The sequence below is a fragment of the Micromonospora sp. C28SCA-DRY-2 genome, assembly GCF_030519475.1.
Lineage (GTDB): Bacteria > Actinomycetota > Actinomycetes > Mycobacteriales > Micromonosporaceae > Micromonospora.
The window spans coordinates 195,093-218,351 of the sequence record NZ_JAUMKD010000003.1 but is presented as its reverse complement, the minus strand read 5'-3'; the positions used below and the strand labels follow the sequence as shown (position 1 = coordinate 218,351).

General features: G+C 75.6%; 14 protein-coding genes. 4 read left to right on the top strand and 10 right to left on the bottom strand.

What is annotated here, in order from left to right:
• The gene (locus tag Q3W71_RS14640; protein WP_302919862.1) at positions 1–1,047 is read right to left on the bottom strand and encodes an acyl-CoA dehydrogenase family protein; all 1,047 of its coding nucleotides are present in this window, start codon (positions 1,045–1,047) and stop codon (positions 1–3) included.
• 12 nt (positions 1,048–1,059) lie between these two features.
• On the bottom strand, positions 1,060–2,214 hold the full coding sequence (locus Q3W71_RS14635) for an acyl-CoA dehydrogenase family protein (protein ID WP_302919861.1): 1,155 nt from the start codon (positions 2,212–2,214) through the stop codon (positions 1,060–1,062).
• A 38-nt stretch (positions 2,215–2,252) separates the two neighbouring features.
• Here Q3W71_RS14635 and Q3W71_RS14630 point away from each other — a divergent pair, with 38 nt between their 5' ends.
• Positions 2,253–3,008 carry a class II aldolase/adducin family protein gene (locus tag Q3W71_RS14630; RefSeq protein ID WP_302920417.1) on the top strand — a complete coding sequence of 252 codons (756 nt, stop codon included), beginning with the start codon at positions 2,253–2,255 and terminating at the stop codon, positions 3,006–3,008.
• A gap of 2 nt (positions 3,009–3,010) precedes the next feature.
• A complete protein-coding gene (locus Q3W71_RS14625) occupies positions 3,011–4,642 on the top strand; it encodes an AMP-binding protein (protein ID WP_302919860.1) in 1,632 nt (543 codons plus the stop codon).
• Between the two features lie 165 nt (positions 4,643–4,807).
• Here the strand turns inward: Q3W71_RS14625 and Q3W71_RS14620 are convergent, their stop codons facing one another.
• Positions 4,808–6,202, bottom strand: a complete 1,395-nt coding sequence (locus Q3W71_RS14620) for an acyl-CoA synthetase (RefSeq protein WP_302919859.1) — start codon at positions 6,200–6,202, stop codon at positions 4,808–4,810.
• 355 nt (positions 6,203–6,557) lie between these two features.
• On the opposite strand from Q3W71_RS14620, the gene Q3W71_RS14615 reads away from it, so the two are divergent.
• Positions 6,558–14,762, top strand: a complete 8,205-nt coding sequence (locus Q3W71_RS14615; RefSeq protein WP_302919858.1) for a hypothetical protein — start codon at positions 6,558–6,560, stop codon at positions 14,760–14,762.
• A 55-nt stretch (positions 14,763–14,817) separates the two neighbouring features.
• Here the strand turns inward: Q3W71_RS14615 and Q3W71_RS14610 are convergent, their stop codons facing one another.
• The 6 genes from Q3W71_RS14610 to Q3W71_RS14585 form a co-directional block, all read right to left on the bottom strand.
• Positions 14,818–15,687, bottom strand: coding sequence for a hypothetical protein (locus tag Q3W71_RS14610; protein WP_302919857.1), 870 nt, complete (start codon positions 15,685–15,687; stop codon positions 14,818–14,820).
• Between the two features lie 141 nt (positions 15,688–15,828).
• Positions 15,829–16,416, bottom strand: coding sequence for a GNAT family N-acetyltransferase (locus Q3W71_RS14605; protein WP_302919856.1), 588 nt, complete (start codon positions 16,414–16,416; stop codon positions 15,829–15,831).
• Between the two features lies 1 nt (position 16,417).
• Positions 16,418–18,448 (bottom strand): penicillin acylase family protein, encoded by a 2,031-nt coding sequence (locus Q3W71_RS14600; RefSeq protein ID WP_302920416.1) that lies wholly within the window; start codon positions 18,446–18,448, stop codon positions 16,418–16,420.
• A gap of 97 nt (positions 18,449–18,545) precedes the next feature.
• Positions 18,546–19,385: an ABC transporter ATP-binding protein gene (locus tag Q3W71_RS14595; protein ID WP_302920415.1), complete on the bottom strand. Its 840-nt coding sequence runs from the start codon at positions 19,383–19,385 to the stop codon at positions 18,546–18,548.
• Between the two features lie 29 nt (positions 19,386–19,414).
• Positions 19,415–20,443, bottom strand: coding sequence for an iron chelate uptake ABC transporter family permease subunit (locus Q3W71_RS14590; protein ID WP_302919855.1), 1,029 nt, complete (start codon positions 20,441–20,443; stop codon positions 19,415–19,417).
• Entirely contained in the window at positions 20,440–21,390 is a 951-nt protein-coding gene (locus Q3W71_RS14585; protein WP_231928855.1) for an iron ABC transporter permease, read from the bottom strand. The genes Q3W71_RS14590 and Q3W71_RS14585 overlap by 4 nt, the downstream gene beginning before the upstream one ends.
• Positions 21,391–21,608: 218 nt before the next feature.
• On the opposite strand from Q3W71_RS14585, the gene Q3W71_RS14580 reads away from it, so the two are divergent.
• Entirely contained in the window at positions 21,609–22,640 is a 1,032-nt protein-coding gene (locus Q3W71_RS14580) for an ABC transporter substrate-binding protein (RefSeq protein WP_302919854.1), read from the top strand.
• A gap of 97 nt (positions 22,641–22,737) precedes the next feature.
• Here Q3W71_RS14580 and Q3W71_RS14575 read toward each other — a convergent pair whose 3' ends face one another.
• Positions 22,738–23,250 (bottom strand): GNAT family N-acetyltransferase, encoded by a 513-nt coding sequence (locus Q3W71_RS14575; RefSeq protein WP_302919853.1) that lies wholly within the window; start codon positions 23,248–23,250, stop codon positions 22,738–22,740.
• Positions 23,251–23,259: the final 9 nt, after the last annotated feature.

Below are 23,259 nucleotides of genomic sequence, written 5' to 3'. Positions count from 1 at the left end.
TCAGCTCCCGAGCAGGGCCCGGGCCAGGCCGGCCCGGTGCCGGGCCGACGGCGCGTCGAAGCCGCGGATCCAGAGCGCCCGCCGGTACCACCGGTGCACCGGGTGCTCCCAGGTCATCCCGATCCCGCCGAGCACCTGGATGGCGTGCTCGCAGCCGCGTACCGCCGCGTCGCGGGCGGCGACCACCGCGGCGGCCACCGCCTCGTCGACGGTCCCGTCCGGTCGGTCGCCGTCCGGTCCGGCCAGCCAGGCGGCCCGGTAGACCAGCGAGTGCGCCAGTTCGACGGCCACGTAGCTGTCCGCGACGCGGAAGCTGACCCCCTGGAACGCCCCGATCGGCCGGCCGAACTGGGTGCGGGTCCGGGCGTGCGCGACCGCCAGGTCGTACGCCCGGCGGGCCACCCCCAGCGCCTCGGCCGCCAGCAGGGTGTACGCCCGCCAGCGCAGCCGACGCAGCGCCGCCGGGGTGCCGGCGACGCCGGCGACCGGTTCGGCCGGGGTGTCGGCGAGGCGCAGGTCCGCCGGGCGGCGCAGCCCGTCCAGCCCGGCGCGGTCGACCACGGTGACCCCGGCCGCGTCGCGGCGGACCCGGAACAGCGCCACGCCCTCGGCGGTGCCGGCGGTGAGCAGCACCTCGGTGACCGCCGCCAGGTCGGGGACGAGCCGCTTCACGCCCGACACCCGCCAGCCGCCCGGACCGGCGACGGCCCGCACCGCGCTGGCCCGGTGCGCGGCGTCCAGCGTCGCGCAGTCGTCGTCGTGGCAGGCCACGGTGGCCGGCGCGGTGCCGGGCAGGGCCGCGCACAGCGTGCTCCACCAGGGCACCGGGTGCAGCGCGTAGCCGGACTCGTCGGCCAGCACCGCCTGCTCCACCAGGCCGAGGTCGCCGTCCCGCCAGCCCAGCTCGACCAGCGACGCCCAGCCGTCGGGGGCGTGCCCGGCGCCGTCGGCGAGCGCGGCCACCCGGTCGGGCGGGTAGCGCTCGGCGAGGTAGGCGCGGGTCACCTCCCGCAGGTGCCGCTGCTGCTCGGTGAAGCCGAACTCCATCCCGCCCCCTCGTCAGCGCCAGCGCGGCAGCCCGGCGACCCGCTCGGCGATGAGCCCGCGCAGGATCTCCGAGGTGCCGCCCTCGATGGTGTTGCCCCGGCTGCGCAGCAGCTGCCCCTGCCAGTAGCCGGCCCAGAACGCGTCCGGGCCGTCCAGCGCCGCGCGGTCGCCGAGCAGCCGGACCGCCAGGTCGCAGACCCGCTGGTGCACGTGCGACCAGTGCAGCTTCAGCACCGCGCTCTCCGGGCCCGGCTCCCCGGTGCGCTGCAACCCGGTCAGCGCCCGGTAGCCGGTCCAGCGCAGCGCCTGCACCTCGACGTGCAGCTGGGCCACCTCGTCGCGGACCAGCGGGTCGTCGGCGTGACCGGTGGCCCGCACGGTGGCCAGCAACCGGTCGAACTGGACGCTGAGCCGCGCGTTCAGGGTGACGCCGAAGGTGCCGCGTTCGTGGGCCAGGGTGGTCATCGCCACCGCCCACCCCGCGTCGACCTCGCCCACCACGCAGTCGTCGCCGATACGCACCCCGTCCAGCAGGATCTGGCCGAACTCCGCGGCCCCGTTGATCTGGCGCAGCGGCCGGACCGTCACCCCGGGCGCCCGCATGTCGAGCAGGAAGCAGGTCAGGCCCCGGTGCCGCGGCCCGTCCGGCCCGGTCCGGGCCAGCAGCAGGCAGTGGTCGGCCAGCGGGGCGTACGAGGACCAGAGCTTCTCCCCGTCGACCACGAACCCGCCCGGCACCCGGCGCGCCGCGGTGCGTACGGCGGCCAGGTCCGAGCCCGCCTCCGGTTCCGAGAAGCCCTGGCAGAACACGTGGTCGCCGGCGAGGATCGCGGCCAGGTGGCGCTCCTGCTGCGCCGGGGTGCCGTACCGGATCAGGGTGGGACCGACCATGTTCAGGCCGATCACGTTGAGCTGGTCGGGGGCGCCGGCCAGGGCGCACTCCTCGGCGAAGATGCCCTGGTGCACGGGGGAGAGGCCGCGCCCGCCGTAGGCCACCGGCCAGGTGAGGCCGGCGTAGCCGGCGGCGTGCACCTGCTTGGTCCAGTCCCGCAGGTCGGCCGGGTCCGGCGGCGCGCCGTCCGGCGCCGGCTCGGGTAGCCGTTCGCGCAGCCAGGCCCGCAGCCCGGCGCGGAACGCGGCCTGCTCGGTGCTGTCGTTCAGGTCCACGAGCGACACCGTAGCCACGCGTCGTGGCACCGGCTACCGTGCGCGACATGAACGCTCCGCGCACCGAGCGGTCGCCCGAGGAGGAGCGACAGCACCGCAAGCGGCAGCTCGCCGCGACCCTGCGGATCTTCGCCCGGCTCGGCTTCGACGAGGGCGCCGGCGGGCACGTCACCGCGCGCGACCCGATCCGGCCGGACCACTTCTGGATCAACCGGTTCGGCCAGCACTTCGGCCACGTGCGGGTCAGCGACCTGCTCCTGGTCGACCACGCGGGGACGGTGGTGGCGGGGACCGGCACCATCAACCCGGCCGGGTACGCCATCCACTCGCAGATCCACCTGGCCCGGCCGGACGTGGTCGCCGCGGCGCACACCCACTCCACGTACGGGCGGGCCTGGTCGGCCCTCGGCCGGCCGCTGGACCCGATCACCCAGGACGCCTGCGCGTTCTTCGAGGACCACGAGGTGCACGAGCACTACTCCGGCGTGGTGCTCGACCCGGCCGAGGGCAAGCGGATCGCCGGCACGCTCGGCGACCGCAAGGCGGTGATCCTGCGCAACCACGGCCTGCTCACCGTCGGCGGCACCGTGGCCGAGGCCGCCTGGTGGTTCGTCTCGATGGACCGCTGCTGCCAGGTGCAGCTTCTGGCCGAGGCGGCCGGCCGGCCGGTGCCGGTCGACCCGGACGACGCCCGGTCCACCCGGGACACCATCGGCACCCCCGCGCTCGGGCGGCTGAACTTCCGGCCGCTCTACGCCGACGTGGTCCGCGCCGAGCCGGACCTGCTGGACTGACCGTGGCCCGACTCCTCGACGAGTTGGTCCGCGACCGGGCCGGGGAGCCGGCGCTGGCCGACCGGCACCGCCGGCTCGACTGGTGGGCGCTCAACGACCGGGTCGACCGGTGGCTGCGGGTGCTGCGCGACCACGGCCTGTCGGTCGGGGACACCGTGGCGGTGGTGGTCGGCAACCGGGTCGAGGTGTTCGAGGCGCTGCTCGCCGGCCTGCACGGCGGCCTGCGGGTGGTCCCGGTGAACTGGCACCTCACCGCGCCCGAGCTGCGCCACATCCTGACCGACTCGGCCAGCCGCGCGGTGCTGGTGGACGCGCCCCGGGCCGCCGCCGTCGCCGCCGCGCTGCGCCCGGGCGAGTGCCCGGTCCGGCTGCTGGTCGGCGGCGCCGAGCCGCCCGGCTCCGCGCCCGTCGAGGCGGCGCCCGGCTCCGCGCCCGTCGAGGAGCCGGCGGGCCACGGCGGCGCGGCGACCGGGTTCACCCCCGTCGAGCCGTTGCTCGCCGCCGCCGACGGGGCGGAACCGCCGGGGCAGGTCTGCGGGTCGCTGATGCTCTACACCTCGGGCACCACCGGCGTGCCGAAGGGCGTGGTGAACGGGGTGTTCCGGCAGGGTGAGCCGCTCGCCGGGGTCGGCCGGCTGCTGGCGTACGCCGGACTGGTGCTGAAGGTGCCGGCCACCGGCCGGGCCCTGCTGGTCGGTCCCTGGTACCACTCGGCGCAGCTGTACTTCGCCCTGCTCCCCCTGCTGCGCGGCTGTGCGCTGCGCATCGAGGAACGGTTCGATCCGGAGCGGACGCTGCGCCTCATCGACACCGAGTCGATCAACCTGTGCCACCTGGTGCCCACCCAGTTCGTCCGCCTGCTCCGGCTGCCCGAGCCGGTCCGCCGCCGTTTCCAGGGCGGCAGCCTGCGCCGGGTCTGGCACGGCGGCGGGCCGTGCGGGCCGGAGGTGAAGCGCCGCATGATCGAGTGGTGGGGCCCGGTGGTGGTGGAGTACTACGCGGCCACCGAGGGCGGCGTGGTGACCCTCATCGAGGCCGAGGAGTGGCTGGCCCGGCCGGGCAGCGTCGGGCGGGCCGTGCCGCCGACCCGGATCCTGGTGGTCGGGCCGGACGGCGCGGAACTGCCCCCGGGTCGGGTCGGCCGGGTCTTCTTCCGCCGGGGCGCGGCGCAGGATTTCCACTACCACGGCGACCCGGCCAAGACCCGCGAGGCGCATCTGGCGCCGGGCGTCTACACCTACGGCGAGCTGGGTTACGTCGACGACGACGGCTACCTCTTCCTCACCGGCCGGCACAGCCAGACCATCGTCTCCGGCGGGGTGAACGTCTACCCGGCCGAGGTGGAGGCGGCCCTGCTGGCCCACGAGGCGGTGCAGGACGCGGCCGTGCTGGGGGTGCCCGACGAGGAGTACGGCGAGCGGGTCTGCGCCCTGGTGCAGCTCACCGGGGAGGGGCTCGCCGCCGCCGACGCGCCGGCCATCCTGGACCGGCACTGCCGCACCCGGCTGGCCGGGTTCAAGGTGCCCCGGGTGTGGCGGGTGGTCGACCGGCTGCCCCGCGACGAGACCGGCAAGCTTCGCCGCGAGGCGCTGTCCTCGCTCGCGCCACGCCCCGCGGCCACCGCCCGCACCTAGGCCGAGTCCCGACGTGCGGGGGCCCGTCGATGACGGGCGGGCGATGGTGGCGACCGCGCCGCCTGTCGATCACCGACACGCCGCAACCAGGGGGACGGGGAACGACGAAGCCGGCAGGTACCTCCACCTCTCGGCCCCGGCAGGCCGACGGGGAACGGGCCGCGCTCAGCCGAGCCGGGTCTTCTGCACCTTGCCGAGGGCGTTGCGGGGCAACGCGTCCACCAGATGCACCCGGCGCGGTCGCTTGTGCACCGACAAGAGCCGGGCCACGAAGTCGATCAGTTCCGCCTCGGCCACCCCGTCGCCGACCACGTACGCGGTGACCTGCTGGCCCAGCACCGGGTCCGGGGTGCCCACCACCGCCGCCTCGCGTACCCCGGGATGCGCCAGCAGCGCCTCCTCGACCTCCCCGGCGCCGATCCGGTAGCCGCCGCTGGAGATCAGGTCGGTCGAGGCGCGCCCGACGATCCGGTGCCGCCCGTCCGGACCGATGGTCGCGATGTCCCCGGTGCGGTACCAGCCGTCGTCGGTGCGGGTGGCGGCGTCCGCGTCCGGCCGGTTCAGGTAGCCGTCGAAGAGGGTCGGCCCCCGGACCAGCAACTCGCCCATCGCCGAGCCGTCCGCGGGCAGCGCCCCGCCGTGCTCGTCGACCAGCCGGGTGCGCACCCCGGGCAGCGGCCAGCCCACGCATCCGGCCGCGCGGGGCCGGTCCGCCCGGGCGCTCACCGTGATCAGGGTTTCCGTCATCCCGTACCGCTCCGCCACCCGGTGTCCGGTGAGCGCGTGCAGGCCGTCGAAGACCGTCGCCGGCAGTGCCGCGCTGCCGGAGACCAGCAACCGGGCCCCGCGCAGCGCCCGGGCGGCCGGCGGGTCGGCGCAGATCCGGGACCAGACCGTCGGCACGCCGAACAGCAGGGTCCCGCCGGCGGCGGCGTACCGCTCGGGGCGGGGGCGCCCGACGTGGTCCAGCCGGCTGCCGTGCCGCAGCGGCCCGAGCAGGCCCAGCACCAGCCCGTGTACGTGGAACAGGGGCAGCCCGTGCACCAGCAGGTCGTCCGGGCCCCAGGCCCAGGCGTCGGCGAGCCCGTCCAGGCAGGCGGCGATCGCCCGGCGGGAGAGCAGCACCCCCTTGGGCAGTCCGGTGGTGCCGCTGGTGTAGAGGATCAGCGCCGGCCGCTCCGGCCGGGGCTCCGGGTGGCTGGCCGAGGAGCGCAGGTCCGGTGACACCGGCACCACCGGCAGGCCGCCGCCGACGTCGTGCCCGGCCGCGGCCAGCACCGCGGCCGCCGCGGAGTCCCGCAGGATGTGGTCGCGTTCCATCGACCCGGCGTCGGGCGGAACGGGCACCACCGTGACGTCCGCCAGCAGCGCGCCGACGATCCCCACCACGGTCTCCAGCGACGGGGTGGCCAGCACGGCCACCCGCTCCAGCCCCCGGATCCGGTCGGCGACCGCCGTGGCGCTGGCCAGCAACCTCGCCCGGGAGATCGAGCGCCCGTCCACCCGGACCGCGTCCGGGCGGTCGTCCCGAGCCGTGGACAACGCCGTCAACAGGGTCACGCCGGCAGCCTCCCGGAACAGCGGGGCGGTCGCCGGACCGGCGCACCGGAGCCCGACCACCCGGGCCCGGCCCGACCGTAGCCACTACCGGGCCGGTCCACCATCCACCGGAGCCGGGGCGCCGTCGACCGTGGCGTTCCGCCTCGGGCGAGCCTGCGGCGGCCGATCGTCCAGTCTGTAGGGTTGGTGGGGTGGCCGGCGCCACCGTCGTCGCCGCACCGCGGTGCGGGGGCGGACTACTGTCGGGATTCTGCCTGTGCGGCAGTGCCGGCCGGCAGCACAGTGGAGGGCCGGCTTGTCGGCGGGCGTGGCGCCGACGGTCGCCGCGCATCCTACGGGGGGCCAGGGGGTGGTCGTGAGCATCACGGAGGAGGAGCCGCCCCGGACTGATGTCGCGGCACAGGCGCTCGTCGCCGTCGTCGACGCCGACGCGCACGACGCGCTGGGCGCCGTCCCGGCGTCGATCCTGCGCGACGCCGCGGTGGCGGTCGCCGTGCTGGTCCGCGAGGCCGCGCTGGTCGCCTCCATCGTCACCCCCGACGACCGGCGCCGCGACGAGGCCGGCGCCCGGGCGGTACGGCTGCTCGGCCGGCTGTGCGACGCCGCGTACGCCGCCGAGGACCACCAGCTCAGCCAGTTGCTCGACTGGTTCGCCCGGGCCTGGCTGGGCCGCCCGTTCAACGGCGCCATCTACGGCGACCGGCACCTGCCCGAGGAGGTGTACGCCCCGCTCGCCGCGCTGACCGAGCAGGTGGGCGAGGCGCCGGTGATGATCTGCGCGGCGGCGCACCAGGAACTGGAGCGGGTGCTGGGCGACCTGGAGCGGGACGCGTTCCGGCTCAGCGCGATCGACCGGGAGGTGACCGGGCCGCTCTTCGTCCGGCCGGTGCGGGAGGTGATCGAGGCGGCCCGGGCCGGGCAGCCGCACGACGCCGGCCTGCTCGGACAGCGGCCGGAGGAACTGGTGGCCGTGGTCAACCGGACGCTGCGCGAGCCGATCCCGACCAACGGCCGGCGCTGGCCGCTGCTGGTACGGGCGACCGAACAGATCCAGGAGCACGTGCGGCGGTCGATCGAGCTGGGGCGGCTGGCGCAGGGCGCCGTCGCGCCGCCCGCCGTACCGGGCGAGGCGCTGCCCGCCCCGCTGGACGAACTCCTGACCGTCGCCCTCACCGCGGCCGAGCCGCCGGCCGGCGAGCGCCTCCCGGAGGCGCTGGCCAGGGCCGCCCTCGCGCACACCGGGACCCCCGAGCTGGGTTGCCGGGTGGCGGGCGTGCTGAAGGGTCTGGACATCGCGACGGCCGAGGTGGAGGAGGCCCTGTCACCGTTGCAGGACCTGCACGAGCGGGTCCTCGAACTCGCCGCCCGCTGTCCCGACGACGCCGAGGTGGAGGAGGTCGCCGCGCTGATCGGCGAGGGCATCGCCGACTGCGACCTCGGGTACGCGCGCGACGGCCTGGACCTGCTCACCGCGACGGTGCGCGGCGCGGAGCTGCGGCGCCGGCTGGCCCGCGCCGGCAACCGGATCGACGCCATGCCGCCGGACCGGGCCCGCAGCGCCGGCCCACACCTGCGGGCCGCCCGGATCGCCGTCGACGAGCAGCGGTTCGAGGACGCCGAGTTCCACCTCACCGAGATCGACGGGCTGACCGACCCAGGGCCGCGGACCGCGCCGACCCCGCGTACGCCGGAGGCGCCGCCGGCCCCCTCGCTGGAGGACCTCAAGCGCCGCCGGGACGTCTCCGACGTCTCCGCCCTGTCGGCGGCGATCGAGCAGGCCGTCGCCGACGGCGACCGCGACGAGCTGCTCGCGCTGGCCCGCCGTCTCGGCCGGCCCGATGCGGCCGAGCTGGTCGACGCGATGATCGACCGGTACGCCACCGACGGCGAGCTGGTCGAGGCGCTGCTCTCCGGCCTACCGCCCCGGCAGCGGCCCGCGGTGCTGCACCGGCTGGCCGAGGTGCGGCGCAGCCGGGGTGACGAGGCCGGCGCCGAGGAGGCGGCGCGGCGCAGCCGGCCCCCGGTCCCGCCGGTGGAGCTGGCCGCGGCGTCGCCGCTGCCGGCCGCCCACCTGCTCGTGCCGCGCACGAACACGTCGTCCGGCGCCGACGACGCCCGCCCGTCCGCTGCCGAGATGGCCGACACGCTGGCCGACGAGGCCCGCGCCGGCTCCGCCATCTCGCTGGGCTGGGCGGTGGGCCAGTACGTGGTCGCCGGCGAACCGGTGCGCGGCCTGGAGCTGTACCGCGAGTGCGCCGAGCGGTTCTACGGCAACGCCACGCTGGCCTGGAACCTGGGCTGCGCGTACGCCGCGGCCGGCTGCCGCGACGAGGCGGTCGGCGCGCTGCGGTACTTCCTCGACTTCATGGCCGACCGGGTGCCGGCGGAGCAGCGCGCCGCGCTCACCGAGTTCCTCCGCCACCACGGCGAGCCGGCGCCGGACTGGACGCCGACCCCGGTGCCGGCGGCCCTGCCGCACCACGTCATGCAGGCGCAGGAGAAGGCCGCGAAGGCCCTCTACGAGCAGGGCCAGGCCGAGGCCGCGCTGCGCCGGATCCGGCGCCTGCTGCGGCTGGCCCCGCACTCGCCCGGCGCCTTCCTGCTGCTGCGGATCTGTCGCGAGCAGCGCTGGCTGGACCAGGCCAGCGAGGCGGTCGCGGAGATCGCGGCGGCCGGGGCGGCGAACTGGCGCCACCACTACGAGCTGGCGCGGATCGCGGTGGAGGTCGACGCCGTCGGCATCGCGGAGGAGCACCTGCGCACCGCGGCCGGCCTCGGCGCCTCGATGGACGAGCTGTACCGGTTGCGGCAGCGGATCGGCGCCGACCGGCCGGTGGCCGCGGCGCGCCTGGACGGCGCGGCGGAGACCGGCGCACCGGCGCTGCCCCCGCTGCCGCAGCCGCGCGACCTCGTCCGCGAGGTGCGGGCCGCCATCGCCGACCCGTACGACCCGTCGCACCTGGTGGAGCTGGCCCGCCAGGCGCTCATGGTGATGCCCTCGGCCGCCACGGTGATCGTGGACGAGGTGCTGGCCGCGCCGCACGCCGACGAACTCGTCCGCGAGCTGGTCCGGTTCCTGCCGGCCGAGGGTCAGCTCACCGCGGTGCTGGTGCTGGCGCCCGAGCTGGGCCGCGCGGGCCGCACCCGGGACGCGATCGACCTGCTGCGCGGCATGGAGACCGTCGTCCGGCCGACGGAGCTGCCCCGGGTGTGGCTGACCCTGCAACGGCTGATGCGGGACGCGGGCATCGACCCGGACACCGAGCCGGGCGGCTGGCTCCGGTTGCCCGCCACACCGGGACCGCCCCGACCGGACGGTCCCGCGCTCGCCCCGCCGCCGTGGATCACCGAGATCGCCGTCACGTCCGGCACCCCGCCCGCCGTCCACCGGGCCCACCAGGTGCAGCTCGAGCAGGGCCCGGCGGCCGCGGCGCAGCTGTGGCGGGACGCGGTCGCCGCCGGCTTCGGCCTGGCGCTGCCCAACGCGCTCGGCACGCTGGTGCTGACCGGCCGGGCGGGGGAGGCCGTGGCGCTCTACCGGCAGACGTCCGACCGCCTCTACCTGGTGGCCAGCGCGGCCTGGAACCTCGGCTGCGCCTTCGCGCACCTCGGCGACCTGGAATCGGCCGGCGCCGCCTTCGAGTACCACACCCGGGTCACCTCCCGGACGTACCTGCCCGAGCAGCGGGCCGCGCTGGAGCGGCTCTTCGCCGAGCTCGGTCGCCCGCTGCCGATGCCGATCGCCCACCCCGGGTGGCGTCCCGTCCCGTCGCCCCGGTCGGCGCCGGCGGGCGGCGTGCCGGCGGCCCGCGCCGTCGAGGCGTTCCGGCGTGCCCCGGACGCGCACAGGTTCATCGTGGCCAGCTCGGCCCTGCGCGCCGAGATGGCCGACGCGGCACCGGACCGGCAACGGCTGCTGCTGGCCCAGATCGAGGAGATGTTCGCGGAGCTGCCGGCGCCGACGGCCCATCCGTACGCCGAACGCATCCGTGCCCTCGCGCTGGCCGGGGAGGACCAGCGGGCCTGGGCGATGGTGCTGGACTGCCTCGACCGGTTCGACCTGGCCGCCGACCTGCTGGCGCCGGCGCTGGCCCTGGCCAGCAGCCGGGCGCGGGCGGCGCAGCTCGAGGCGATCCTGACCCGGCAGGCCGACGGCGGGGACTACACCCGCTACCTGACCCTGGCCAAGCTCGCCCGCAAGCGGGGCGACGGCACGGCACGCCGGCGGTACGCCGAGGCCGCGCTGCTGCACAACCCCTCGTCGGCCGAGGCGCGGCAACTGCTGGGCAAGGGCGCCCGGCCGACCGAGAGCCGGCCGCTGCGGGAACGCCGGTCGGCGCTGGAGGACCTGGTGCGGTCGATGACCACCCGGGAACCCGCCGAGGTGCTCAAGCAACTGCCGGACTACTCGGCCGAGATCATGCGGCTGGAGAGCCGGGCGGTCGACGTGCTCACCCCGTACCCGCCGCGCGACGAGTTCATGGACATCGAGGACGAGACCCGGCCGTCGGTGGACGCCGGGATCCGGGCCGCGCGCAACGAGGACTGGCCGCTCGCCGCGACCGAGTTCGGCGCGGCGCTGCAGATCCAGCCGCGCCACCTCGGCGTGGCCCGGAACACCGCCGGCGCGCTCATCCGCCTCGGCCGGTTGCCGGACGCCCGGGCCATCGCGGAGTCGATCTCCTACAGCCACCACGGCAAGCTGCTGCTCGCGCAGCTCGCGTACGCCGAGAAGGACCTGGACCGGGCCGCGGAGTACCTCGCCGAACTCTCCGTGGCCAGCGTTCCGGAGGCGAACGCATACGCGTTCGGCCTGGCCGGCCTGCGCCTGCACCTGCAGAACCGCCCCCGGGAGGCGGCCGAGGCGCTGCTGCGCCGCGCCGAGGACGCGCTGCCGGGCCGCCCCGAGTTCTCCACCGCGATGGCCGCGGTGATCGCCGACAGCCACGGCCACGACGACCTCGTCCAGCGGGCCGTCGGCCTGCTGTTCGCGCCGCGGCTGACCAGCCAGCAGGCGGTCACCTGGGCGATCGAGCGGCAGCGGCTGGAGGCCCTCGGCGCGGCCCACGCGCCACAGTTGCGCCCCGACGACCTCGCCCGGTTGGTGGACCACTTCGCCGCCGAGGACCCGGTCCGGATGCGCAACTTCCTGGACCGGCTGGCGGACCGGCTGCCCGCCGACCGCAACCGCGAGGTGCGGCTGCTCCGCGCGCGGGTCGCCGAGGAGTGCGGTCTCATCGAGGACGCGTTCGCCGCCCGGTTCAGCCTGCTCGACCCGAACGCCCGGGACCGCCGGGCCATGCTCGACGACCTCACCGCCTTCTGCGAACGCACCCTCTACGTCGAAGGGCTGGAACGGGTCCTCGAGGTCAAGCGGGAGTGGCAACTGCTCACACCGCTGGACCGCGACCGCGTGGAGGCGCAACGCAGCAGCATCGAGTACCGCCGGTCGGTCTACCGCGAGAAGATCAACGCCACGCTGTGGGAGATCCAACGGATCAAGGCGGACGACGACATCGCCCGGGTCGCGTCGCCCCTGGCGGCGCTGACCGACCGGCTGGTCGGGTTCACCGAGGGGACCGGCGTCGCCCACGCGGTCCGCCGGCTCGCCACGTTGTGGCAGCGCTGCGTCGAACTGCTGCCCCTGGTCGGTGACCCGGTCACCGACGTCGGGCTGCGCAGCGAACTGCTGACCGTGCTGCGGCAGATCCGGGCACTGCAGGGCGGTCTCGGCTCCCCGGTGGTCGAGGAGGCGGCGGCCACCGTCGGCAAGTGGCTGTACGGGCGGTGGGAGCAGATCGCCCGTGACCAGCGCAGCTCCACCGGCGCCATCGAGGTGAACGTGCTCGCCGCCACCCGGATCGTCGGCGGACCGGTGGAGGCCGTCGTCGAGTTCACCGCGCACGTCGACGTGCGGGAGCTGCGCGTCCGGCTCGGCGGCCAGACCACCAACCTCGGGCCGTTGGACGCCGAGGACCAGCGGACCGAGGGGTTCTGCGCGGAGGTCACCACGGACGACGTGAGCCTGACGGTGACCTTCCAGACCGCGGACGGCCTCCGCGACGAGATCGTCCAGCAGCTCGCCCTCGAGGTCGGCGACCAGCACGAGCATCCGGTCCGGTCGCTGTTCACCCCGAACGTCACAGCGACCGGGGACATGTTCTTCGGCCGCAACGCCGAGCTGGAGAAGCTGCGCCTGGAGTACGGCGAGGCGCACAGCCGCAACGCCACCATCCGCAGCCTCACCGGGCCGCGGAAGGTCGGCAAGACCTCGCTGTTGCAGTGGCTGGAGACCGACGGCCCGCCGCAGACCTGGAAGATCCCCTACGTGCTGCCGATCTACCTGGACGTCAGCTCGTTCCCGTCGGGCGTGCACCCGCTGGGCCGGATCGGCCGGGCGATCGCCTCCGCCGCCGAGGCGCTCGCCGCGCAGGGCCGGTTCACCGAGCCGGTGCCGCCGCCACCGGCCGAGCCGGACGACGCGCAGGCGTTCATCCGGTGGTGCCGGCGGCTGCGGGCGGCGTGCGCCGAGCGGATCGGTTTCCTCGTCATCCTCGACGAGGTCCAGGAGCTGCTGAAGGACCTGCACGCCCGGCAGGAGCTCGGCCCGGTGGCGGCCAGCCTGCGGACGATCGCCAACAGTGGCGCGGTCGCCCTGCTGCTCTGCGGCTCGTGCACCGGCGCCACGCTCAAGGCGCTGCTCGCCGGCACCGCCCTGCAGGACGAGTTGCAGACCGAGACGCTCGGCTACCTCGACCGCCGGGCCACCGAGCAGGCATTCGAGGAGGGCTTCGCCGGGACGGCCCGCATCCTGCCGGAGGCGAAGGCCGAGGTGTGGCGGCTGACCGAGGGCCACCCGAACCACATCCACCACATCGGCAAGGACGTCGCCCTGCGCCTGACCACCGACCGGCGCCGGCTGGTCACCCGGGGCCTGGTCGGCGAGGTCGGGCTCGCCATGGCGAAGACCTCGGCCGCCACCATCGGCATCGTCAAGCTGGACACCGAGGGGCCGGACGGTCGGGACCTGCTGGTCCAGCTCGCCAACCGGGCGCAGGGGGCGATCGACCTCGGCGAGACGGCCGAGCTGAAGCGCGAACTCGACGCGCGGCACATGGACCAGATCGACCGCTACCTGCTGATCGGCCTGCTGCGGGTGGACCGCGAGCAGTACCGGTGGGCGAACGAGATCATCAACCTGCACGTCCAGCACTTCGCGGAGCGGCAGTTCTCCCAACTGCGGTTCACCATCGAGGAGAGCCACCTGCACGCCAGCCAGTACGAGACCCAGCGGACGTACTCGCTGGGACCGTGCCGTACCCGGCTGGTGATGCGGGAGGGGCAGTTGTTCACCGCGAAGCGGGTGACCCACACGACCGACACCGGCGGGCGGTCGCGGGCCGACTCGTCGGCGCTGACCGGCGACGAGACCGCCAAGCTGGTGGACGAGTTCCTCACCCACCTGTCCCGCACCCCGCTGACCGGCGTGCCCCGCTACGTCGGCCGGGAGGGCGACTGGTTCCTCTTCGACCACGCCGAGGGCCGCTCGCTGGCCGAGATCGCCCGGATGCAGCGCGACGTGCCGACCGAGCCGTACAAGCTGGTCCGGTGGATCGCCGCGGCGTGCGACGTGGTGGAGCGGGTGTTCCGGGCGCGCGGGATCACCCACGGCAACATCAAACCGGGCAACGTGATCGTCGACGACACCACGGTCAGCGTCGTCGACTGGGGTCGCGGCACCCACGACGGGTCGGCCAATCCGATCAGCGGCGGCACCCTCGGCTACCTGAGCCCCGGCTATCTGCGCCGGCTGGAGCAGGACGAGGGCGGCGCCCTGCCGACCGACGACGTCTTCGCCCTGGGCGTGGTGCTCTACCAGATGCTCGACCCGAACGGCGAGCTGCCCTACGGCACCGATCTCGGCGATCTCGACAGCTCCGGCCGGCCGGTCGGCGCCCGGCCGTTGCCGGTCGAGCTGCCGCTGATGGCCTGCCTGAGCCGGGCCATCGCGCTGCGGGACGAGGACCGCTACGTGACCGCCGGCGACTTCGCCCGGGACCTGCGGCTGGCCGTGCCGGAGGCGGCGCCGGAACGGCCGGCCGAGTTCCCACCCGCGCCCGCGCCGGCCCCCACGACGGACCCGCGAGTGATCATCCAGCATGTAGAGAGGGTGGACCTGATGAGCAAGGACAGCGTCAGCATCAAGGACAGCTCGGTGGCGAACTCGGTGGTGGGCAACCGGAACCGGGTCGGCACCTTCGCGGTGAACGCCGGTGCCGAGACCTCGGAGCTCGCGGCGCGGATCGCGCAGCTCGAATCCGCCGTCGAGGCGCTGCGGGCCGAGCTGGCCCCGGGGGTCGCCGACGGCGTGGCCCGGGACCTGGCGGCGTTCACCGGCGAGGCGACCGCGGAGACGCCGCGCCCGGACCGGCTCCAGCGCATCGGCGCGGACATCGTGGACGCCGCCGAGACGCTGCCCGCGTCCACCCCGCTCTTCCAGCGGGTCGGGCTGCCCGTGATCACCCTGGTCAACGAGATCATCAACATGATCGCCGGCTGACGGCTGACGGCTTGTCGCGGGCGGCGGGCCGGGGGCGCACCCCGGCCCGTCCGTCCTAGCGGGAGACGTGCTGCGTCTCGGTGAACTCGTCGTCGCCCTCGGTCCAGCGCATGACCACCGTGAACGCGCGGCCGTCCCCGAACGCGCCCATCAACGGCCAGGAGAACTCGCTGCCCGGGAGGATGTCCGGCGCCTCGTCGCCGTACAGCCGGGGCGGGGTGCCCTGCCCGGCGAGGCTCTCGACGCCGACCCGCACCCGCTCCGCCTTCGCGTCCCCGGCGTTGGTGACGACCAGCCGCTCCCGGCGGGTCCGGTACTTCACCGCACCGCGGTCGTCCCGGTACTGCTCCCGCTCGCTGTCGTACCGGGCGCGCAGCACGGCGTGTTCCCGGCCGGTCGGGCGGCGGGGCGCCGCGCCGAGCCCGAGCAGGTCGAGATCGCCCTCGATCGCCTGCCGCACCTGGTGCCCGAGGTCCTCCGGGCTGGCGTACGTGCCGAGCAGTCCCAGCTTTGACAGCTGCTCCTGGAACGAGCGCAGGGCCTGCACCTGCCCGAGGTCCGCGTCGCGGGGGATAGGCTCGGTGGAGAAGTAGACGTGCACCGGCTTGCCCGCCGCGTGCGACCGTTCGATCTCCTCCGCGGTGCCGGACACCGCCGCCGCCGTCGCCATGCCGAGCCGCGAGTCGAACAGGGCGATCACGATGTCGGCGCGGTCGACGAGCTGGTCGTTGATGACGCTCTGCGCGCTGCCGCCGAGCCGGGGCACCGCGTTGGTCTCCCACCGCCGGGGCAGCAGCACCACCTGTTCCCGCTCGGCGCGGGCGGCGTTCCAGCCGTGCAGGGCCTCGGTCACCGCGTCCCGTTCCGCGGCGGTGTCTCCGGGCGAGGCGATCAGCACCCGCAACACGTGGGCAGTGAAGGGCATGGCGACCAAGGTATCGGACCGCGGCACCGGCTCGACCCGCCCCGTCGGCCGGTCGCCGTGCCGCCCGCCGGGGCCGGTCGGCGGGCCCGCGGCGCGGCCGGATCCCCGCCCGGACCGGCCGGCCGGCCGGTCGCGCCGCCGTCAACGAGGCGCGTTGGCGCGCTCCAGGAAGAGCAGCTGGGCCCGCTTCTCCGGCAGCTCGACCTGCGGGCCGGCCACGAAGCCGGTACGCAGCAGCCGGCGGATCGCCCGCTCGTTGCGCGCGTCCGGCTCCACCACGATCCGGCGCCGGTCCGGATCGGACAGCACGAAGCGGAGCATCTCCCCGACCACCGTGCCGGTGAACCCGTGCTCGGCCGACGTCGGCGGGCCGAGCAGCAGGTGGATGCCGTAGTCGCCGGGGCGGACGTCGTAGCACTCGCCGACCGGGTCGGCGTACGGGTCGTAGGTCTGCAGCAACGCGACCGGCACCCCGTCCCGGCGCACCAGGTACGCGTGGTGCGTGGGCGACGAGTCCAGGTAGCGGTAGATCTCCTCGACCCGCTCCCGGTCGGCGTCGAGCATCCCCCAGAACCGGGCCCGGTCCTGGGTCACCCAGCCGTGCAGCAGGTCGATGTCGGTGTCCGGGTCGACCGGCCGGATGGTCACCGTGCCGAAGCCGGGCACCTGCCGGGCGTACCGGTGCGGGTCGGGTCCGGGCTCGGTGGCGATGGGCTGCTCAGTGCTCATCTCACTCCTCGGTGAGCTGCTCCCAGTCGGTGGTGACCGGGGCCAGTCGCCCGGTCAGCCAGAGCGGCTGCTGGTCACGGTGGTGCGGGTCGCCGGGCACGCCCGAGGCACCCAGTGGCACCACCCACCGGCTCTCCTCGCGCCGGCCCAGGTCCCAGACGTACCGGGCGACCGGGGCCCGCAGGCAGACGTCGGTCACCCCGGGGACGCTGGAGGTGGCCAGCACGCAGTCGTGGTCGCCGGCCAGTTCCGGCCCGGGCTCGGCGGCCGGCTCGGGCAGGGCGCGCCACGGTGCGAGCCGGTGCCGCTCACCCCAGTTGCCGGTGGCGTCGGCGGCGGCCACCTCCTCGGCCGCCGCGTGCACCAGCGCCGGGCGGTCCACCTCGGGCAGTCCGTCGCGCAGCAGCGACTCCAGCGCGTAGCCGACCCGCGGGGTAAGCGCCAGCCAGGGCCGGAACAGCTCCGGACCGGCCGGCGGGTCGGCGAGACCGGCCAGCGCGGGGTGGGCCGCGAACCGGCGGACCACCGCGGCGCGCAGCGCGGCGAAGGCCGCCGCGTCCACGCTGTCGGCGTCCATCCGGCGGTCCCAGCGGCGCAGCCGGTGGCGCAGCGCGGCGGCCCGCGGGCTGAGTCCGCTGAGGCCGTCGAGCAGCGCCAGCAGCGGCTCGGCCGAGCCCAGATAGGTGTCGGTGTGTACGCGCGCCATGTCCGCGGCCCGCCAGGCGGTCGACGCGTCGAGCAGGTGGCGGATCCGGTCCGCCCGGTGCGGCGGGGCGAACTCCACCCCGAGCGGCGCGGCCAGGCCGCGCTGGTTAGCCATCACCGCGACGCCGTCCACCTCGGCCCGGGGGAGCGGGGCGTGCCAGCCCTGCCAGGCGTGTCCCGGCTCCCAGGCCGGCACCACGCGCAGCCGGTTGTCCGGGTGCCGTACCGGCACCGCGCCGGCGACCCGGTGCAGCAGGCCACCGGCGGTGTCCGCGGCCTGCACCACGTTCACCGGCTCCACCCAGTGGTCGAAGGCGGCGTCCACGTCGGCGACGGTACGCGCCCGCAGCAGCGCGGGCAGCGCGGCGAAGCCGAGCCTCCCGGTGACCCGGGGCGGGTAGCGCAGGCTGACCGCCGCGCCCTCGTCCGGGCCGCCGACGATCACCGGGCCCCGGTCGGTCTCCACCACCTCGACCTCGACCGGAGCCGAGCCGGCCACCTCGATCGTCTCCACGTGCGCCCGGGCCGGCCGCCAGCCGTCCGGCCCGTACGCCTGCACCGCCGTGCCGCGCCGGCGCAGCCGCTCGGCGTACAGGTCCTGGTAGTCGGCCATCGCGTTGGTGATCGACCAGGCGACCTCGCCGGCGTGCCCGAAGTGGCCGAGCCCGGGCACCCCGGGCACGGCGAACCCCACCACGTCGTACTCCGGGCAGGCGAGCCGGACCTGCTGGTAGATGCCCGGGTCCTCGACGAAGCGGTGCGGGTCGCCGGCGAGCAGCGCCGCCCCGCTCGCGGTGCGCTCACCGGCCACCAGCCAGCCGTTGCTGCCCGAGGTGGCCGGCCCGTCGGTGTGGAAGAGGGTGATCGCGCCGTCGTCCAGGTGCCGGGCCACGTGCTCGCGCCACAGCTTGCCGGGGAAGCCGGCGAAGAGGATGTGGTGGCTCAGCCAGAGTGCCAGCGGGGTCCACGGCTGCCACCGCCCGGGGGCCAGGCCGGTGGCGGCGAACTCCGGCGCCCGGGCGGCGCCCTCGGCCAGCCCGGCGTTGACCCCGTCGACGTAGTGCCCGACCCAGCTCGCGGTGGCCGGGTCGAGGCCGGCGTGGCAGCGCCGGGCGGTGTCGTCCAGCCGGACCCGGCGGGCGAACCGGTCCCACTCCACCGCCTCCGGGCCGAGGAACGCCGCGCTGGTGCCCTGCGACCGGTGCCGCTCGACCTCCAGCTGCCAGGCCCGGTCGACGGCGGCGTTGCGGCCCTGGGCGAAGGCCAGCTCGTCGGGGCTCTCCGCGCGCAGGTGCGGGACACCCCAGGCGTCCCGGAAGACCCGGATGGTCATCGCCGGCCCCCGCCACCGGCCGGACGGCCGGCCGCGCCGCGCCGGGCGGTCCGGTCGCTCAGGGCGCCACCGTGGCGCGCGGTCCGGTCCCTCACGGTGCCACCGCGGCGGACGTCCCGGTCGCCCACGGCGTCCCCGCGCCGGCCCGGCGGCGGGCGGCGGGCACGACCAGCGGGGTGCCGCTCTCCGGGTCGTCGATGACCCGGCAGGGCAGCCGGAACACCTCCTCGACCAGCTCGGCGGTGACCACCTCGGCGGGCGGTCCGGCGGCCACCACCCGACCCTCGCGCATGGCGATCAGGTGGGTGGCGTAGCGCGCCGCGTGGTTCAGGTCGTGCAGCACCGCCACCAGGGTGCGGCCCTGCTCCTCGTGCAGCCGGGCGCAGAGGTCGAGGATCTCGATCTGGTGGGCGATGTCGAGGTACGTGGTCGGCTCGTCCAGCAGCAGCAGCGGCGTCTGCTGGGCCAGCGCCATGGCGATCCAGACCCGCTGCCGCTGCCCGCCGGAGAGCTCGTCGACCGCGCGGTCGGCGAGGTCGGCGACGCCGGTGGCGGCCATCGACTCGGTCACGATGCGCTCGTCCTCGCGCGACCACTGCCGCAGCAGCCGCTGGTGCGGGTAGCGGCCACGGGCGACCAGTTCGGCGACCCCGATCCCGTCCGGCGCGATGGACGACTGGGGCAGCAGCCCGAGGGTCCGGGCGACGCTGCGCGCCGAGCGCCGGTGGATGTCCTCCCCGTCCAGCAGCACCGCTCCGGCGGCCGGTCGCAGCAGCCGGGCCAGCGCCCGCAGCAGGGTCGACTTGCCGCACGCGTTCGGGCCGATGATCACCGTGAAGGACCGGTCAGGTACGGCGACCGTCAGGTCCTGCGCGACGGTGCGCCGCTCGTAGGCGAGCGTCATCGCCTCGCCGCTGAGCCGGTGCTGCATGGTCGGTGCTCCGTTCTCGTTCGTGGTCGTCACAGCCGGCCCGCCTTCCGTTCGGTGGCCAGCAGCCAGACCAGGTAGCCGCCGCCGATCACGCCGGTGACCACGCCGACCGGCAGTTGGTGCCCGCTGAACGCCCGCTGCGCCAGCTGGTCGGCGCCGACCAGCAGGGCCGCGCCGACCGCCATCGCCGGCAGCAGGTTCGGCCCCGGTGCCCGGGTCAACCGGCGGGCCAGGTGCGGCGCGGTGAGCGCCACGAACGACACCGGCCCGGCGGCGGCCGCGGCGAGGGAGACCAGCAGCACCGCCGCGCCGAGCAGCAGCAGCCGCACCCGCTCCACCGGCACGCCCAGCGCGCTGGCCGCGTCGTCACCCAGCTCGATCATCCGCAGCGCCGGCCCGCGGCCGAGGAACACCACCGGCACCAGCACCGCCAGCGCGATCAGCAACGGCAGCGCGTTGACCCAGCCCCGGCCGTCCAGGCTGCCGGTGAGCCAGAGCACGGCCCGGGCCGCGTCCATCAGCGGCGCCCGGGTCAGCAGGTAGCCGTTGACCCCGGTGAGGATCGCGGTGACCCCGATGCCGACCAGGATCAGCCGGAAGCCGGGCAGCCCGTGCCGCCAGGCGAGGGCGTGCACCAGCACCCCGGTGACCAGCCCGCCGGCCACCGCGGCCGCGCCGAGCGCCAGACTGCTGCCGCCGACCACGACCACCAGCAGCGCGCCGGTGGACGCGCCCTGGGTGAACCCGAGCACGTCCGGGCTGCCCAGCGGGTTGCGCACCAGCGACTGGAAGACCGCGCCGGCCAGGGCCAGGGCGGCGCCGACGCAGACGGCGGTGACCAGCCGGGGCAGGCGCAGCTCGGTGACGATGAACTCCTCCGCCGGGCTGCCCCCGCCGGTCAGCGTGCGCAGCACGTCGGCGGCGCTCATCGGGTAGTCGCCGCTGCCCAGGGCGAGCACGCCGAGGGCCGCGGCGAGCAGCGCGCAACCGGCGCCGACGACGAGCGCGCGCGGGCGCAGCCGCAGCGACACCCCGCCCGGGGTACGCAGGACGATCACGGGTGGGCCACCCTTCCCCGCCGGATCAGCCACAGGAACAGCGGCCCGCCGAGCACCGCGGTCACCATGCCGACCTGGAGTTCGCCGGGGCGGCCGAGCACCCGGCCCAGCACGTCCGCGCCGAGCAGCAGCACCGGCGCGAGCAGCGCGCAGTAGGGCAGCAGCCAGCGCAGGTCCGGCCCGGTCAGCGCGCGGACCAGGTGCGGCACCAGCAGCCCGACGAAGACGATCGGGCCGCAGGCCGCGGTGGCCGCCCCGCAGAGCAGCGTGATCGCGGCGATCACCACGGCCCGGATCAGCGCCGGCCGGGCGCCCAGCGCCCGCGCCGAGTCGTCGCCGAGGGCCAGGGCGTTCAGCGGGCGGGCCGCGACCAGGGCGACCAGCAGGCCGGCGCCGATGAACGGCAGCACCCGCAGCACCGTCGCGGTCTCGGCGCTGGCCAGCGAGCCGACCGTCCAGAACCGCAGCCGGTCCAGGGACGCCGCGTCGAGCAGCATCACCGCGCTGACGTACGAGTAGAGGGTGGCGTTGAGCGCCGCGCCGGCCAGCGCGAGCCGGGCCGGGGTGGCCGCCCGGCCGCCGCCGACCGCGTACACGCCGGCGGTGACGGCGGCGGCGCCGAGCAGCGCGAACCAGACGTAGCCGTCGATCGCGGTGACGCCGAGGAAGGCGGCGGCGGTGGCGACCGCCGCGGCGGCGCCGGCGTTGATGCCGAGCAGCCCGGGGTCGGCGAGCGGGTTGCGGGTCAGCGCCTGCATCACCGCGCCGGCCACCCCGAGGGCGGCGCCGGCGAGCAGGCCGAGCAGCGTACGCGGCAGCCGCATCCGGTGCACGACGGCGTACTCGGCCGAGTCGGGGTCGAGCAGCCCGTGCCACACCTCGGCGAGCGGCAGCTGCTTGGCGCCGACGGCGATGCTGAGCACGGTGACGGCGACGAGGAGCAGCAGGGCGACGGCCAGACCGGCGGCCCGCAGCGCGGCACGGCCGCTTCGGGGCGGCGGCGGCACGGCCGGGATCGCGGGCAGGTCACCGCTGCGTGGTGACTGGATGACGGACAGTGTGAGCTCCGATTTGGGGGCGCCGAACTTGACAGGCGATTAGGTTAGGTTAACCTAACCGGGCTGTCCACGGTCACCCCCTCCGACCCTGATCGAAAGACGACGTCATGCCTGATCCCGTGTCCGCCCGTCGACTCTCCCGCCGCGGCCTGCTGGCCGGTGGCGCCGCCACCTTCGCCGCGCTGCTCGCCGGCTGCGGTGGCGACGGTGACTCCCCATCTCCGGCGGCCAGCAAGGGTTCCGGCCCCTGGTCGTTCACCGACGACCGCAACGAGAAGGTGAGCGCCGGGGCTCGGCCGACCCGCGTGGTGGCCTTCACCGGCACCGCGGCGGCGTTGGTCGATTTCGGACTCGACAAGCAGGTGGTCGGCGTCTTCGGGGAGACGAAGCGAGCGGACGGCACCAAGGACCCGCAGGCGGGCGACCTGAACGTGGAGAGCGTGGAGATCCTCGGCAACGTCTGGGGCGAGTTCAGCGTCGAGAAGTACGCTGCCCTGCGCCCGGAGCTGCTGGTCACCCACATGTACGACCCCGGAGCGCTCTGGTACGTGCCGGACGAGAGCAAGGACAAGATCCTCCCGCTGGCCCCCAGCGTGGCCGTGACCACCGCCCGGGTGCCGATGACCAAGCCGATCGAGCGGTACGCCCAGCTCGCCGAGTCGCTCGGCGCCGACCTGTCGGCCAAGAAGGTCACCGACGCGAAGGCCCGCTTCGAGGCCGCCGCCGAGTCGGTCCGGCAGGCGGTGAAGACCAACCCGGGCATCAAGGTGATGGCCGCCTCCGGCAGCCCCGACCTGTTCTACGTCTCCAACCCGAAGGTCAGCACCGACCTGATGTACTTCGCCGAACTCGGGGTCGACATCGTGGTGCCGACCAAGCTCGAGGCCGGCGACTACTTCGAGGCGCTGAGCTGGGAGAACGCCGGCAAGTTCCCGGCCGACCTGATTCTGCTGGACAACCGCAGCACCGCGCTGCAGGCCAAGGACCTCACCGCCAAGCCGACCTGGGCGCAGCTGCCGGCGGTCAAGGCCAACCAGGTCACGCCGTGGGACGCGGTGCCGCGCTTCTCGTACGCCGGCGCGGCGCCGCTGCTGGAGAACCTGGCCAAGGCGATCCTGGCCACCAAGAAGGTCAGCTGACACCTCTCGTCCGCGACGGGTCCCAGCTCCGGCACCACGCCACCCGTCCCCGGCCCGCGCCGACCCCGGTCGGCGCGGGCCGGAACGCCGCCCGGCGTCAGGCGGCTCCCGGCACGCTGGCGTCCGGGAACTCCTGGTACATCACGTGCAGGCCGACCCGGCCGAGGCTGGGGTGCCGGAACGCGCCCGGCACGGTGCCGACCACCGCGAAGCCCTCCCGCCGGTACAGCTCCACGGCGGCGGTGTTCGTCGCCACCACCGCGTTGAACTGCATCCCGGCGTAGCCCCGCGAGCGGGCCCAGTCCAGCGTGTACCGGCACAGCGCGGTGCCCACGCCCCGGCCGCGCGCCTCCCGGGCCACCATGAAGCTCGCCGTGGAGACGTGCGAGCCGGGCCCCGGTCGGTTGGTGCCCATCTTGGCGGTGCCGAGCACCGCCCCGCCGTCCACCGCGACCACCGTGAGCCCCGGCGGCTGCTCCACCCACATGTCGTACGCCTGGCCGGCGGTCATCGCCGGGTCGTAGGGAAAGGTCTCCTGCGCCCGGATCACCTCGTGGAGGATCGGCCACACCTGGGACCAGTCGGACTGCGTGAACGGCCGGATCTGCACGGCGAGCAC

What these genes read in the sequence shown, in the direction of transcription:
- Q3W71_RS14605 (WP_302919856.1), bottom strand. Translation starts at nt 16,416, where the DNA reads ATGAGCACTGAGCAGCCCATCGCCACCGAGCCCGGACCCGACCCGCAC.
- Q3W71_RS14610 (WP_302919857.1), bottom strand. Translation starts at nt 15,687, where the DNA reads ATGCCCTTCACTGCCCACGTGTTGCGGGTGCTGATCGCCTCGCCCGGA.
- Q3W71_RS14595 (WP_302920415.1), bottom strand. Translation starts at nt 19,385, where the DNA reads ATGCAGCACCGGCTCAGCGGCGAGGCGATGACGCTCGCCTACGAGCGG.
- Q3W71_RS14640 (WP_302919862.1), bottom strand. Translation starts at nt 1,047, where the DNA reads ATGGAGTTCGGCTTCACCGAGCAGCAGCGGCACCTGCGGGAGGTGACC.
- Q3W71_RS14580 (WP_302919854.1), top strand. Translation starts at nt 21,609, where the DNA reads ATGCCTGATCCCGTGTCCGCCCGTCGACTCTCCCGCCGCGGCCTGCTG.